We start from the raw sequence: 15,236 nt of genomic DNA on the forward strand, positions 1-15,236 counted from the left end.
CAAATCACACTCGTGAATCCACAAAGAGAATCGCTAATCTTTGTCGAGTTTCTAGTGCGATTTCTCCCTTCGGTCGAAATGACAAAAATGAGAGAATCTTTGGACAGTGCTAAATTAAATCTTTAAAAGAAGCCCATTGTTTGTATCTAGCCCCGATGGAGGCGGTATCCTTGCTGGCCCGAGGTCGGGCAACAGCGAGATATAGCCGAGAGCGGGAAATCCTGTTTATTAAAAATGCCTTTTGTGATGCTCTAAAAAAAAAAATCTCGTTTAGAATTTCTAGACGAGATTTTTTTATTACTAATTTGAAGAAGAATTACTTCACTTCAAAAACATTATTTCCTTGTTTTACATCAGCCATTAATCCGCTTGAATCGATAGTGATTTTTTTGATTGCCGTTTTGTTTTTGTCAATCGTCAAACTGTAGTTTTGCTGCGCCCAAGCCCAATCAGCCAAAACTGTTCTTTTTTCGTTTGGATTTGGATTCGGTTTGATGAAATTCATCATTCTTAACGGAATGTAGAATGTTTCAGAAGTCCCATCTGTATAATCTACTTTTAAGTCGATAGGCATTGGCATTCTCCCGATTCTTTCTAAAGTCACAGTTGTTTTTCCAGAATTATCGGCCACATCTTTTATTCCGTAATCGATAGTATTGGTTGTTTGAGCCCAGTCTGTTAAGTACCAGTCTAACTCAGCACCAGAAACTCTTTCTGCAGATCTTTTGATGTCATTTGGAGTTGGATGCTTGAATTTGAAATCATTATAATATCTTTTTAAGGTAGCATCAAGATTTTCTTTTCCGATTACGTATTCTAACTGAGACAAGAACAAACTTCCTTTAATATAAGAAGAAATGCTGTACGGACGGTTTTCGTCATAACGATCTCCGTGAGTAGTTTGCGGCTGTTCTTTTCCAGAATTTACCAAACTGTAATAAGCGGCATAATTTCCTTTAAATGGGTTAGCCTCTTTTTTGTCTCCTTTCAATTCATTCAAAGCACTGTCTTCGATGTAAGTTGTAAAACCTTCATCCATCCAAGGGTGTTTTGATTCGTTTGATGCCAAAATATGCTGGAACCAAGAGTGTCCTAACTCGTGTGTTGCTGTTCCCAGAATTCCTTCGAGAGTTCCGTTTCCTAGCATAAGCGTACACATAGCATACTCCATTCCGCCGTCTCCTCCTTGAATAAATGAATATTGTTTGTACGGATAAGCACCAACTCTTTGGTTGTAATAGTCCATTACTTTAACCATTAAAGGCTCTAACTGTTTCCAGTTTGCCGTAGTTTTTGGATTGTTTTTGTAGAAGAAATGCAGATCGACATCGTTTGGTCCTTTTACAATATCATGAGTATATTCTTTATCAGCAGCCCAAGTAAAATCGTGAACATTTGGCGCAATAAAATGCCATGTTAATGTTTTTGTTTTCTTTGGATATGTGACTGTCACGCCCTCGTCTTCGTAACCATGTCCGATTGCATTTTTATCCTGAAGATATCCTGAACCCCCAATTGTGTATTCTTTGTCGATTGTAATTTTTACGTCAAAATTACCCCAAACACCGTGAAATTCTCTCGCAATGTATGGGTCTGCATGCCATCCTTCAAAATCAAATTCAGCCAATTTTGGATACCACTGCGACATCGAAAGTTCAACGCCTTCAGAGTTATTTCTTCCGGTACGACGAACCTGAACCGGAACCTGTCCGTCAAAATCCAAAGTAAACGTACTTTTTGAATTTGGCAAAATTGGTTTCGCCAAGGTAACTTCTAAAATAGTTCCTGAAACTCTTGTTTGCGCCGCAACTCCATCTTGTTTGAAATTTGTAACTTTTAAAAACCCAATTTCATTTGGTTTTAAAGTTTCAATACGGCTTTGTTTTACTTCTTTACCATCAGCGGTTTTTACCTTATTTACCATTCTTCCGTCAGGATCTTTGATAAAATGAAGTCTCGCATCCATTTCGCTTCCAGGCTGAAAAGCATTTAGGTATAAATGATAAAATACTTTTTTTAAAGTGTCAGGAGAATTATTGGTATAAACCAATTCTTGTTTTCCCTTGTACTGATAGTTTTTAACATCCATCGAAACCTCCATTTTATAATCGGCATGCTGCTGCCAATATGGGGCATTTTGCGCAAATGTCGAGCTTAGACCTAAACTCAAAAATGAAAGTAAAATAATTTTTCGCATGATTAGTAAATAATAAAAATGGAAGAGCATTCACTCTTCCATCGGATTAATAGTGTATTCTTTTTATTTCTTAGACATTTTTTCTGCCATTAGTAAAGCATTGTAAGCATTTACCATTTTTGCTGTTTTTGAAGATTCTGCAGATGATACCGCAACCGGTTCCTGATCTGGATTTGGATTTTCTCCTAAAACTACTTGAGAAGGGAGCGCCACACCTGATTCCATTAAAATCTTTTTAACTTGAGCAGCTTTTAATTTTGGATAATACGAACGGATTAAAGCCGCAACTCCAGCAGCATTTGGAGATGCCATAGAAGTTCCTTGCAGATATTTGTATTTATTGTTCGGAACAGTTGCGTAAATTTCTTCACCTGGAGCAAAAACGTCTACATTTATTTTTCCGAAATTAGAAAATGATGCTACAACATTCTTTCCATATTCTTTATTGATTGCGCCAATTGTTATTACGTTGTCCGAAAACTCTTTTACGTTATCTTTAGAATCGTTCGGATAATTGATGTTTTTGGTTTCGTCAATATTATATCCATCGTTTCCTGCAGCATGTACAATTAAAACATCTTTTTTAGCTGCATATTTTATAGCGTCATAAACCCAATCTTTGTGCGGCGAAAAGCTTTTACCGAAACTTCCGTTGATTATTTTTGCACCGTTATCTACAGCATAACGAATTGCCAAAGCGATATCTTTATCATATTCGTCGCCATCTGGCACTGCTCTAACGGTCAAGATTTCAACGTTGTTTGCTACTCCGTCTCCACCTAGATTATTACCTCTAATCTGAGCAATAATTCCGGCAACGTGTGTTCCGTGAAGCGCTTTTTCCTTGTCTGGGCCAAAAACAACATTATTGCCATAACGGTTATTTTTAATGTCGTCTGGATTATCGCCTACGACTTTTCTTCCGTCGAACTCTTTGTTTAAGTTATAGTTTAATTGATCGTAAACTTGTTCTTTGTATTCTCCAAAATCAGCTTCCGGATCAAATGTCGGGCCTGCGTTGGTAAAAATCTGAGTCATTATTCTCTTGCTTTGTAACACCTTTGCATCGGCAGAAGTAATCGCGCTTAGATCTTCAACTTTGTAAGTAGTTTTATTTAATGCTTTTTTGATAGTGCTGTGAACATCCAATAAGAAATCTACCTGCTCTTTGTCTTTTAGAGCTTTCTCATATTTCTCTGTATATTGCGCCAAAGCTTCTTTATATTGTGCAGAACCGTCATCGCCTTTTTTAACGATGCGGGTCATTTCAAGATTTTCGTGTACTGAATTGCCAAGAAAATTCCATCCGTTCACATCATCAATAAAACCGTTTTTATCATCGTCGATTCCGTTGCCTGGAATTTCTTTAGGATTAGTCCAAATCATTCCTTTTAAATCTTCGTGTTCGATATCTACACCAGAATCTACAATTCCGACAATTACTTTTACTCCCGTTTTACCCTGTAATAATTCGGCATAAGCTTTATCAACACTCATTCCCGGAATAGAATCTTTGATTAAATCCAGATGACTCCATCTCTTTAGTTCATTTTCTGAAACTGGAGCTTTTTTTACAATCTCTAAAGGTGCTTTTATAAATTCTTTAGATGTAGAAACCTGCGCTTGAACAGTGGCGCTGCAACCTGCTAAAACTAATAAAGCAAAAGCAGATAATTTAAAAGGTTTTATGTGGCTCATGTATGTTTATTTTTATAAGAAGTTAAATCAAGGGTCTAAATTATACTTTTTTGTTACAAAAAACTAACCATTAACACTGTGTTATGAAATTATGAAGCTTTTTTTCAATTTTTTAAAGAAAAATCACAAATCAATTTAAAGAATTTCGTCACACGTAAAAACCTCTTTTAGCCTCACCCCTTTTTCAGTATGCTCCACCGTTATAATCTGGTTATGTGCATCGTGTTCCAAAAACAAATAATGATTTTGATCTGCAGCTAGATTAAGGAATTTTGACTTTTCAGGCATGGTAAGCAATGGTCTTGTATCATATCCCATAACATACGGCAGCGGAATGTGTCCGGCTGTTGCTAATAAATCGGCACAAAAAACAATAGTTTTATCCTGATATTTAATGTACGGAATCATTTGTTTTTCGGTATGACCGTCAACGTAATAAATATCAAAATTCAATTCTTTTGAGAATCCAAAATCAGTTTCTGGTCTTGTAACAAAATTGAGCTGTCCGCTTTCCTGCATTGGCAGAATATTTTCAGACAAGAAAGAAGCTTTTTCTCTAGCGTTGGGTTTTGTGGCCCATTCCCAATGGTTTTCGTTTGTCCAGAATTTTGCGTTTTTAAAAGCGGGTTCATATCCTGTTTTATTGGCATTCCATTGCACGCTTCCACCGCAATGATCAAAATGAAGATGCGTCATAAAAACATCTGTAATATCATTTCGATCAAAACCATATTTCGCCAAAGATTTATCTAGCGAATGTGATCCCCAAAGCGAATAATAGCCAAAGAATTTTTCAGATTGCTTATCTCCCATTCCGGTATCAATCAAAATCAAACGATTTCCATCTTCGATTAAAAGACATCTTGCCGCAATGTCGATTAGATTATTGGCATCGGCCGGATTAGTTTTGTTCCAAACTGTTTTGGGAACCACGCCAAACATTGCGCCACCGTCTAACTTAAAATTTCCTGATTCTATTGGGTAGAGTTTCATAAGTTCAATTTTATTAGAAAAACAAAGCTAGGAAATACAATTTCTTTATGCTAAAATCTGTTCAAAAAGTTAAAAATAGCAACCATGAGATGGCTTAAACTATCAAATAATCTCGAGAGGATAAATTGCGTACTTTTTATTAAAAATAATCCATTGGGTGAAATTTTTTTTTCAATTCTATTAAGTCAGCTTTGATATAAATATGTCTAAATCTGTTTTGAATCTGCGTGAAAAATTTACAAACAAAAGAATTTTCACGCTCTCGATAGCTATCAGGATTAAAGGATTTTATTAGATAAATTAGATTTTAATTCTGAATGAGCTATCTAATTCTATTTCACCCAACGGGTTAAAATAACTAATATCTATTTTAACATTTGTTATAATAATGTGAAGCGTTATGGAAAAAGGTTTTTAAGTCGTATCTTTGCAGACAATTTTGATTTAACATTGAATATTAGCGTTTTAAATCTGTACTAAATTCATTACAGAAGAAAAATTGCTTATTAAAAACAAACAACTAAGAACAATGATAAAAGTTTCTGATACTGCCAAAAAGAAAATCATCGACTTAATGAAAGACGACGGTTTTGATGCTGCGCACGACTATGTAAGAGTTGGTGTTAAAAGCGGCGGATGCTCTGGTTTGTCATATGAATTAAAATTTGATAAGACCAAAAACGATGATGATAAAATATTTGTAGACAACGAGATATCTATTGCTGTTGAAAAAAAATCATTTCTATATTTAGCAGGGACTATATTAGAATTCTCTGGCGGATTAAACGGAAAAGGATTTGTTTTCAATAATCCGAATGCAAGCAGAACTTGTGGATGCGGAGAATCATTTTCGCTATAATTAAAGCTGAAAACATTTTTCTAGATAAAAATTAAAAATGAGTAAATACACCGAAGACGATTTAAAAATCGAACTGGAAACTAAAGAATATGAGTACGGATTTTATACCAATATAGAATCTGAAACTTTCCCTATTGGCTTAAACGAAGAAATTGTTAGAGCCATTTCTCTTAAAAAAGAAGAACCAGAATGGATGACCGAATGGCGCATCGAGGCTTTCCGTGCTTGGAAAGAAATGATTGAGCCAGAATGGGCAAACGTAAGTTATGAAAAACCAGACTTTCAGGCGATTTCTTACTATTCAGCTCCAAAACAAGTAGATCCTAATAAAACTTTGGATGATGTTGATCCAGAATTATTAGAGATGTACAAAAAATTAGGAATTTCTATCGACGAACAAAAAAAGATGAACAATATCGCTATGGATATTGTGGTCGATTCTGTTTCGGTAGCAACAACTTTCAAGAAAACTTTGGCTGAAAAAGGAATTATTTTCTGCCCGATTTCTGAAGCAATCAAAGAACATCCAGAATTAGTAAAAAAATATTTAGGAACTGTTGTACCTCAAAAAGACAACTTCTACGCAGCATTGAACTCAGCAGTTTTCTCTGACGGAAGTTTCTGTTATATTCCAAAAGGTGTAAAATGTCCGATGGAACTTTCAACGTATTTCAGAATCAATCAAGCAGGAACTGGACAATTTGAAAGAACTCTAGTTATTGCTGATGAAGGAAGCTACGTTTCTTATCTTGAAGGCTGTACAGCTCCAAGTCGTGACGAAAACCAATTACACGCTGCTGTGGTTGAATTAATCGCTTTAGACGATGCTGAAATTAAATATTCTACGGTTCAAAACTGGTTCCCTGGAAATAAAGAAGGAAAAGGCGGGGTTTACAACTTTGTAACCAAAAGAGGTTTATGCGAAACAAACGCTAAAATTTCATGGACACAAGTTGAAACAGGTTCTGCTGTAACTTGGAAATATCCTTCTTGCGTATTAAAAGGAGATAATTCAGTAGGAGAATTTTATTCTATTGCTGTTACCAATAATTTCCAACAAGCGGATACTGGAACTAAAATGATCCATTTAGGAAAAAACACTAAATCGACTATTATTTCTAAAGGTATTTCGGCTGGAAAATCACAAAACAGCTACCGTGGTTTAGTGCAAATTTCGCCAAGAGCAGAAAATGCAAGAAACTTTTCTCAATGTGACTCGTTATTAATGGGTAACAATTGTGGTGCGCATACTTTCCCTTATATCGAAAGTAAAAATCCAACAGCAAAAATCGAGCACGAAGCCACTACAAGTAAAATTGGAGAAGATCAGGTTTTCTATTGCAACCAAAGAGGTATCCCGACTGAAAAAGCGATTGCCTTAATTGTAAACGGTTTCAGTAAAGATGTCTTGAACAAACTTCCAATGGAATTTGCGGTTGAAGCTCAAAAATTATTAGAGATTTCTTTAGAAGGATCTGTAGGTTAATAAAAAATTAAGGAATTATGGACATCATCTTAAAAAATGTAAAGAAGAAAGATTTTCCGGTTTTTCAATCACTGGCAAAATCTCTTGGTTTTGAAATTGTTGAAGAAAATGAAAAACCATATAATCCTGAATTTGTAAAAGAGATTCTAGATGCTGAGCAAAGCATAAAAGATGGTAAAGGAGTTAAAATAGACTTGGAAGATTTGTGGAAGTAATTTATTCTGAAAAAGCTCTAAAAGACAGAGAATATTGGAAAAAATCTGGGAATAAAGCAGTCATGAATAAAATTACAGCTTTAATTGCAGATATTTTACTTCATCCTTTCGAAGGCATAGGAAAACCAGAACCATTAAAATATGAACTTTCAGGAAAATGGTCTAGAAGAATAAATAGAGAACACAGAATAATATACCGAGTTACTGACGAAGGAACTATCGAAATATTGGAGATTCTCTCTTTAAAAGGACATTACGAATAAAAAAAATAAAAAATAGCAATCTTGAAATTTTCAAATTTCAAATTATCTAAATTTTCAAATAAATAAGATGTTATCAATAAAAAACCTTCACGCCGCAATTGGTGATAAAGAAATCCTTAAAGGAATTAATATAGAAGTTAAAGCTGGAGAAGTTCACGCTATCATGGGACCAAACGGTTCTGGAAAAAGTACGCTTTCTGCTGTTATTGCAGGAAACGAAAACTATGAAGTTACAGATGGTGAAGTAATCCTTGACGGAGAAGATCTTGCTGATTTAGCTCCAGAAGAAAGAGCTCACAAAGGAGTTTTCCTTTCTTTTCAATATCCAGTAGAGATTCCTGGAGTTAGCGTTACCAACTTCATGAAAACTGCTATCAACGAAACTCGTAAAGCAAACGGACAAGAAGAAATGCCAGCTAACGAAATGTTGAAAGTAATTCGTGAAAAATCGGAATTATTAGAAATCGACCGTAAGTTTCTTTCTCGTTCTCTTAACGAAGGTTTTTCTGGAGGAGAGAAAAAAAGAAACGAGATTTTCCAAATGGCAATGTTAGAGCCGAAATTAGCTATCCTAGACGAAACGGATTCTGGTCTGGATATCGATGCTTTAAGAATTGTTGCAAATGGTGTAAACAAATTAAAAAGCGACAAAAACGCTATTATCGTGATTACACACTACCAACGTTTATTAGATTATATCGTTCCTGATTTCGTTCACGTTCTTTACAACGGAAGAATCGTAAAATCTGGTGGAAAAGAATTGGCTTACGAATTAGAAGAAAAAGGATACGACTGGATTAAAGCAGAAAACTAGTTTACAGTTACAGTTTACAGTTTGCAAAAACTCATAACTCATAACTTATAACTTATAACTACGAAAATGGATTTAAAAGAAAAATTAGTATCGTCTTTTATGGCTTTTGAAGAGCGTGTCGATGTACATTCGGATTTACATGACATACGCACAAATGCTTTAAAAAACTTCGAAAATAAAGGTTTCCCAACCAAAAAAGAAGAAGCTTGGAAATACACATCGCTAAATGCCATCTTAAAAAATGACTTTACGGTTTTTCCAAAGCAGGAAAATGCAATCGAATTCAATCAGGTAAAAAAATACTTTTTACACGAAATTGATACGTACAAATTAGTATTTATTGATGGTGTTTTCAGTTCCCATTTGTCTTCTACAACACATGACGGAATCGATGTTTGTTTGATGTCATCGGCATTGACTAAACCAAAATATAAAATGGTTATTGATACTTACTTTAATCAAATTGCAAGTAAAGATGACAGTTTGACTTCATTGAATACTGCTTTTGCAATTGAAGGTGCGTTTATTAATATTCCAAAGAAAAAAGTGGCTGACAAACCAATTGAAATCATGTATTTCTCAACTGGAAATGAAGCTGCTCTAATGGTACAACCAAGAAATTTGGTTATTGTGGGTGAAAATTCACATGTTCAAATTATTGAGCGTCACCAAAGTTTGAACGAAAATCCTGTTTTGACAAACTCTGTTACGGAGATTTTTGCTCAAAAACGCGCGATTGTTGATTATTACAAAATTCAGAACGATAATAACGAAGCAAATTTAATAGACAACACTTACGTTTCACAGCAACAAGAAAGTCATGCTTCTGTCCATACTTTCTCATTTGGAGGAAATTTAACTCGTAACAACTTAAACTTTTACCATTTCGGAGAAAGATTAACGAGTACGCTTAACGGAATTTCTATCTTGAATGATAAACAACATGTGGACCATTATACTTTGGTAAACCACGCACAGCCAAACTGTGAAAGTTTCCAAGATTATAAAGGAATTTTCTCTGATCGTTCAACAGGAGTTTTCAACGGAAAAGTTTTGGTTGAAAAAGAAGCTCAAAAAACAAATGCTTTCCAAAAAAGCAATAACATTTTATTGAGTGATAAAGCAACAATCAACGCAAAACCTCAATTAGAGATTTTCGCCGACGACGTAAAATGTTCTCACGGTTGTACTGTTGGACAGCTTGACGAAACAGCGATGTTCTATATGCAGTCACGCGGAATCCCAAAAAAAGAAGCTAAAGCTTTATTAATGTACGCATTCTCAAATGCCGTTATCGAAAGCATCAAAATACCAGAATTAAAACAAAGAATTACTAAAATCATTGCTATGAAATTGGGCGTGAATTTAGGGTTTGATTTGTAGTCGAGGTTTTACCGCAAAGACACAAAGGTTACGCAAAGTTCGCAAAGGTTTATTACAAAACTTTGCGAATTTTGCTTTTTTACACCCTATTCTTCCTGCAAGGTTTCCAAAACCTTGCAGGAAGAGTAAACAATCTCTATTTCTTCACACTCTCAATAATCCCTTTCAAAAACCCATTAAAATCAAATCCAGGTTCTTCTTCTCTCACTCCCATTCTCACAATCACCATATCTTTAGACGGAATAATTGCCACCATTTGACCTTGGTAACCACTGCAATAAAACATGTCTCGCGGAACATCTGGGAATTTTCCTCCGGCATTTAGCCAAAATTGCGCACCATATTTTCCTTCAGAAGTGTTGGTTGGTGTTGCAGTATATTTTACCCAACTTTCGTCAAGGATTTGTTCTCCGTTCCAGTTTCCTTTTCTTAAGTATAATAATCCGAATTTTGACCAGTCGCGTGGCGTTGCCCATCCGTAAGACGAACCCACAAAAGTTCCTGACATATCTTGCTCCACAATCATTGAGTTCATTCCGATTTTGTCGATTACAGCGCTGTACCAAAAGTCAAGATATTCTTGTTGTGTTTTAAATTGTCTTCTTAAAATTAAAGACAATAAATTAGTTGTTCCTGACGAATAATTCCAATGCGTGTTGGGCTTAAATTGCGCTTGTTTTTCCAATTGCACTTTTCCCATGTCTTCTGCTTGGAAAAGCATTTTTGTGGCGTCGCAGATTGTGCTGTAATTCTCTTCCCATTCTAATCCGGAATTCATGTGAAGCAAATCGTTTAGTGTAATGTTTTTGCGTTCATCATTCTGCCATTCTGCAACTGGAGCGGGTTTGTAAATATCAATTTTTCTTTGTTTTGCCAAAACTCCAAAAGCAGAACTTGTGATGCTTTTAGTCATTGACCAACCTAAAATTTTACTGTCCTTATTAAAACCTGTATCGTATTTTTCGGCTATCAATTGATCTTTATACAAAACTACAACGGCACGAGTTCTTTTAATTCTTGCCCCCGTTTTATCAAAAGCATTGTCTACTGCTTTCTTTAATTTCGAATAATCAACATTCGAAAATGCAGTATCTTTTGGTTCATTATTTCCATATGGAAAAGGAAGATTATTTTCAAGTTTTGTTCTTTTGGGAAGCAAATATGGTTTTGTAACATCAAAATCATCATTAATCAAAGTTGCTCCTAAGCCTTCACGATAAATGGCTTTTCGTTCTTTTAATCCGTAAACAGAAGAAATGGCAAATTTTCCAGCATCATCAATGGAGTTTTTAGCCAAATCAACCAACTTAATATCATTATCGGTTTTCTGAATTAAATCCAACGGACGATTGTCAATAAAATGTCCTGACGCAACACTTTTGGCAGAGAAACCCGAAATTAAATCCAGCTTCGGATAAGTTGTAAATCCGAAATACAAAAAGGCGAGAACCAATACAAGCAGTAGTACTTTGAGAATTTTTTTCATGATGAGTTAGTATTTTGTTGCAATATAAATAATTTATGTTCATGATTTTAAGACTCAAATCCGAAATCTGTTTCGGATAATTCACAAAAGCAAATCTTTTTTTACGGAATCAGCATTTACGGCTTATAACAATGGCGCCATAAAAGGAAATTATAGAATTGCTGTATAAACAAATTTAGTTTTAGTACTTTTGTAAATAGATTTTTTCTAAATAAGACATGCTAGATATTCAAAAAATAAGAGCTGATTTCCCGATACTTTCTCAAACTGTAAACGGAAAGCCATTAGTATATTTCGACAACGGAGCTACTTCGCAAAAACCGCAAGTTGTAATTGATGCAGAAGTAAAATATTATCAAGAAATCAACGCCAACATTCACCGTGGTGTTCACACTTTGAGCCAGTTAGCGACTGACGCTTATGAGATTTCTCGCGGAAAAGTAAAAGACCATATCAACGCAAAACATGCTCACGAAGTGCTTTTTACTTCGGGAACAACACACGGAATTAACTTAGTTGCAAACGGTTTTGCTTCGATTTTAAAAGCTGGTGACGAAGTTGTGGTTTCTTCATTAGAACATCACAGTAACATTGTGCCTTGGCAGATGTTATGCGAGAAAACAGGTGCAGTTTTGAGAGTAATTCCAATTGATGAAAATGGGGAATTAATAATTTCAGAATTCGATGCTTTACTTTCGGAAAAAACCAAAATCGTTACCGTAAATCATATTTCAAACGCATTGGGTGTAATCAATCCTATAAAATATATTATTGACAAAGCACATGCTGTTGGCGCTGCAGTTTTAATTGATGGAGCGCAGGCAGTTCCGCACTTAAAACCAGATGTTCAGGAATTAGACTGTGATTTTTATGCTTTTTCTGGCCATAAGATGTGTGGCCCCACTGGAACTGGAATTTTGTACGGAAAAGAAGAATGGCTGAACAAACTTCCTCCTTATCAAGGTGGCGGCGAAATGATTAAAGAAGTTACTTTCGAAAAAACTACTTACGCAGATTTGCCTCATAAATTTGAAGCCGGAACTCCAAATATCGCGGGCGGAATTGTTTTAGGAACTGCAATTGATTATTTAAACAGCGTTGGTTTTGAAAACATTCAGGCTTACGAACACGAACTTTTAGAGCACGCTACAAAACGTTTATCTGAAATTGAAGGAATCCGAATTTATGGAAATACCAAAAATAAAGCTTCTGTAGTTTCGTTTAATATCGACGGAATTCATCCGTATGATGTTGGTTCTATTATCGATAAGTTAGGAATTGCTGTTAGAACTGGTCATCACTGTGCACAGCCTATCATGAGTTATTTCTGTATTCCAGGAACCATTCGTGCTTCGTTTTCTTTCTATAATACAAAAGAAGAAATTGACCAAATGGTTGATGCGGTTAAGAAAGCGCAAACCATGTTAAGCTAAAAATCTATTGTATGAGAATATTGTCTTTATTGCTTTTAACGCTTTTTGTGGCAACTGGATGCTGCAGTCAGAAAAAAACAGATATGACTTCAACTCAAATTGAATATTCTGCAATGTCAAGAGGCTATTACAAAAGTATTGTAGTAGAAAACAAAACGGTTTTGGTTACTAAACAGCGTAATGCAGAACCTGAAAAAATCAATATTGATGATGCAAAGTGGAATGAAATTGTTACTGCATATTCAAAAGTGAATTTAGAAGGTCTTTCTTCACTTAAAGCACCTACCGACAAACGCACATATGATGGTGTTGCAATAGGAAATTTAAAAATAACTAAAGACGGAAAAACATACGAAACACCAGGTTTTGACAATGGTTTTCCACCAAAAGAAATCGAAAAACTAGTGAATTTATTAGTTGATTTTGCTAAAGAATAATTATGACGATAAAAGAAATACAAGACGAAATAATAGACGAATTTTCAATGTTCGACGATTGGATGCAGCGTTATGAATACATCATCGAACTTGGAAAAAGTCTTCCGTTAATCAAAGAAGAATACAAAACCGACGAGAATTTAATTAAAGGCTGTCAGTCTAAAGTTTGGTTGCAAGGTGAAGAACAAGGCGATAAAATTGTTTTCACAGCTGATAGCGATGCTATTTTGACCAAAGGAATAATAGCGATTTTGATTCGCGCTTTCTCTAATCAAAAAGCAAAAGATATTCTGGAAGCTGATACTGATTTTATAGACGAAATTGGCCTAAAAGAACATTTATCAGCAACACGTGCAAACGGTTTAGTTTCGATGATAAAAAACATCAAAATGTACGCTTTGGCTTTTGATGCAAAAAACAAGAATTAAAAAAATTAAACCATATAAGTGATGTAAGAAAATTTAAGTTTTTACCTCAAGATTATGGAGAAGAAAAATAAAGTAAGTTTTATCTTTCTTTTTTATTTCTTATTATTGCTTAAAAAAGTAAATGATAACAAAGAAATATTTGACTGATTTAATTTATCAAGTTAATGGAGCGGCAATTGAAGTTCATAAAAAGATTGGCGCAGGACTTTTAGAAAGTATTTATCATCAGTGCATGATTAAAGAACTTTCTCTGAGAGGATTAAGCTTTCAATCAGAATTAAAAATTCCTGTTCAGTATAAAGGTTTGGAGTTAGAATCTGATTTAAGATGTGATTTATTTATTGAAAATTGTTTGGTTTTGGAGTTAAAAGCTGTTGATCAAATTATTCCAATCCATATAGCCAAACTAATGTCTTACATGAAACTTCTAAATTCTCCAATAGGATTAATGATAAATTTTAATGTTACAAACATTTATCACGAAGGTCAAAAAACATACGTCAATGAATTATATCGTTGGTTAGAAGATTAAATTATAAAAATAAAACATCGTGTATTTTATTTAAGTATACAATTTCAAATGAACTTATATAACTTATATGGTGAAAAATCAAAAACAATGGAACAAGAAATAGACACAAACGAATTAGGTGAATCAATCGTAAGAGTTTTAAAAGGCATTTACGACCCTGAGATTCCGGTAGATATTTACGAATTAGGATTAATTTACGACGTAATGGTAAACACAGATTACGAAGTAAAAATCCTTATGACACTTACTTCTCCAAACTGCCCAGTTGCAGAAAGCTTGCCAAGAGAAGTTGAAGAAAAAGTAAAAACTATTGAAAACGTAAAAGATGTAGATGTAGAAATTACTTTCGATCCGCCTTGGAGCAAAGATTTAATGAGCGAAGAAGCAAAGTTAGAATTAGGAATGCTTTAATAAAAAGTGTTCAGTATTTAGTTTTTAGTGTTCAGTTATTAGGCTGAGCACTAAAAACTGAACACTGTTTACTAGAAAATCATGGAAGAAATCATCAATAAAGTAGCCAATAGTGCTTTAGAAGTTTTTGATTTAGAGGATTATTATCCAAAAGGAATGCGTGTGCAGATTGACATTTCGCAATGGCTTTTGGAAGGATTTCTACTAAAAGAAAAAGACTTTAGAGAACATCTTAAAAACCACGATTGGTCGCAATACCAAGATCAATATGTAGCGGTAAATTGTGGTACAGACGCTATTATTCCGGCTTGGGCATTAATTTTAGTAGGTGTTCATCTAGCGCCTTTTGCCAAAAAAGTAGTGAACGGAACAATCGAAGATCTTGATGCAAGTCTTTACGAAGAAATCCTTAGTAAAATCGACTATTCTGTTTACGCCAACAAACCTGTAATCGTAAAAGGCTGTTCTAGAAAACCTGTTCCGATGCGTGCTTATATTTTGGCAGCAAATAATCTGCAGCCATTTGCACGAAGCATCATGTACGGAGAGGCTTGCTCTGCAGTACCTCTATACAAACAATCTAAGAAATAACCCGCAATTG

16 protein-coding genes are annotated in these 15,236 nt (G+C 34.7%); 12 read left to right on the plus strand and 4 right to left on the minus strand.

Annotated features, from left to right (window positions below):
• Positions 1-316: 316 nt before the first annotated feature.
• From E0W73_RS07930 to E0W73_RS07940, 3 genes are all read right to left on the minus strand, one after another.
• Positions 317-2,197: a M1 family metallopeptidase gene (locus E0W73_RS07930; protein ID WP_135221547.1), complete on the minus strand. Its 1,881-nt coding sequence runs from the start codon at positions 2,195-2,197 to the stop codon at positions 317-319.
• Between the two features lie 63 nt (positions 2,198-2,260).
• Positions 2,261-3,895, minus strand: coding sequence for a S8 family peptidase (locus tag E0W73_RS07935; RefSeq protein ID WP_135221548.1), 1,635 nt, complete (start codon positions 3,893-3,895; stop codon positions 2,261-2,263).
• A 135-nt stretch (positions 3,896-4,030) separates the two neighbouring features.
• Positions 4,031-4,888 carry an MBL fold metallo-hydrolase gene (locus tag E0W73_RS07940; protein ID WP_135221549.1) on the minus strand — a complete coding sequence of 286 codons (858 nt, stop codon included), beginning with the start codon at positions 4,886-4,888 and terminating at the stop codon, positions 4,031-4,033.
• Positions 4,889-5,417: 529 nt separating this feature from the next.
• On the opposite strand from E0W73_RS07940, the gene E0W73_RS07945 reads away from it, so the two are divergent.
• The 6 genes from E0W73_RS07945 (at position 5,418) to sufD (ending at position 9,908) form a co-directional block, all read left to right on the plus strand.
• On the plus strand, positions 5,418-5,747 hold the full coding sequence (locus E0W73_RS07945; protein ID WP_135221550.1) for a HesB/IscA family protein: 330 nt from the start codon (positions 5,418-5,420) through the stop codon (positions 5,745-5,747).
• A gap of 37 nt (positions 5,748-5,784) precedes the next feature.
• Positions 5,785-7,233 (plus strand): Fe-S cluster assembly protein SufB, encoded by a 1,449-nt coding sequence (gene sufB, locus E0W73_RS07950; protein WP_008466071.1) that lies wholly within the window; start codon positions 5,785-5,787, stop codon positions 7,231-7,233.
• 17 nt (positions 7,234-7,250) lie between these two features.
• Positions 7,251-7,448: a DUF2683 family protein gene (locus E0W73_RS07955; RefSeq protein ID WP_135221551.1), complete on the plus strand. Its 198-nt coding sequence runs from the start codon at positions 7,251-7,253 to the stop codon at positions 7,446-7,448.
• Positions 7,439-7,711, plus strand: coding sequence for a Txe/YoeB family addiction module toxin (locus E0W73_RS07960; protein WP_135221552.1), 273 nt, complete (start codon positions 7,439-7,441; stop codon positions 7,709-7,711). Before E0W73_RS07955 ends, E0W73_RS07960 begins: the two co-directional genes overlap by 10 nt.
• A 67-nt stretch (positions 7,712-7,778) precedes the next feature.
• Positions 7,779-8,525 carry a Fe-S cluster assembly ATPase SufC gene (sufC, locus tag E0W73_RS07965; protein WP_008466070.1) on the plus strand — a complete coding sequence of 249 codons (747 nt, stop codon included), beginning with the start codon at positions 7,779-7,781 and terminating at the stop codon, positions 8,523-8,525.
• 66 nt (positions 8,526-8,591) lie between these two features.
• The gene (gene sufD / locus E0W73_RS07970; protein ID WP_135221553.1) at positions 8,592-9,908 is read left to right on the plus strand and encodes a Fe-S cluster assembly protein SufD; all 1,317 of its coding nucleotides are present in this window, start codon (positions 8,592-8,594) and stop codon (positions 9,906-9,908) included.
• 136 nt (positions 9,909-10,044) lie between these two features.
• On the opposite strand, the gene E0W73_RS07975 is transcribed toward sufD, so the two are convergent.
• Positions 10,045-11,394: a serine hydrolase domain-containing protein gene (locus E0W73_RS07975; RefSeq protein ID WP_135221554.1), complete on the minus strand. Its 1,350-nt coding sequence runs from the start codon at positions 11,392-11,394 to the stop codon at positions 10,045-10,047.
• 218 nt (positions 11,395-11,612) lie between these two features.
• On the opposite strand from E0W73_RS07975, the gene E0W73_RS07980 reads away from it, so the two are divergent.
• The 6 genes from E0W73_RS07980 (at position 11,613) to E0W73_RS08005 (ending at position 15,226) form a co-directional block, all read left to right on the plus strand.
• Positions 11,613-12,827: an aminotransferase class V-fold PLP-dependent enzyme gene (locus E0W73_RS07980; protein WP_135221555.1), complete on the plus strand. Its 1,215-nt coding sequence runs from the start codon at positions 11,613-11,615 to the stop codon at positions 12,825-12,827.
• Positions 12,828-12,838: 11 nt separating this feature from the next.
• Complete coding sequence (locus E0W73_RS07985; protein ID WP_135221556.1) at positions 12,839-13,264, plus strand: hypothetical protein; 426 nt, start codon at positions 12,839-12,841, stop codon at positions 13,262-13,264.
• A gap of 2 nt (positions 13,265-13,266) precedes the next feature.
• Complete coding sequence (locus E0W73_RS07990) at positions 13,267-13,692, plus strand: SufE family protein (RefSeq protein WP_135221557.1); 426 nt, start codon at positions 13,267-13,269, stop codon at positions 13,690-13,692.
• 121 nt (positions 13,693-13,813) lie between these two features.
• Complete coding sequence (locus E0W73_RS07995) at positions 13,814-14,224, plus strand: GxxExxY protein (RefSeq protein ID WP_135221558.1); 411 nt, start codon at positions 13,814-13,816, stop codon at positions 14,222-14,224.
• A gap of 87 nt (positions 14,225-14,311) precedes the next feature.
• Positions 14,312-14,635, plus strand: coding sequence for an SUF system Fe-S cluster assembly protein (locus E0W73_RS08000; RefSeq protein WP_135221559.1), 324 nt, complete (start codon positions 14,312-14,314; stop codon positions 14,633-14,635).
• Between the two features lie 81 nt (positions 14,636-14,716).
• The gene (locus tag E0W73_RS08005) at positions 14,717-15,226 is read left to right on the plus strand and encodes a DUF2480 family protein (RefSeq protein WP_135221560.1); all 510 of its coding nucleotides are present in this window, start codon (positions 14,717-14,719) and stop codon (positions 15,224-15,226) included.
• Positions 15,227-15,236 lie beyond the last annotated feature (10 nt).

The sequence above is a fragment of the Flavobacterium foetidum genome (assembly GCF_004634245.1).
Classification (GTDB): Bacteria; Bacteroidota; Bacteroidia; order Flavobacteriales; family Flavobacteriaceae; genus Flavobacterium; species Flavobacterium foetidum.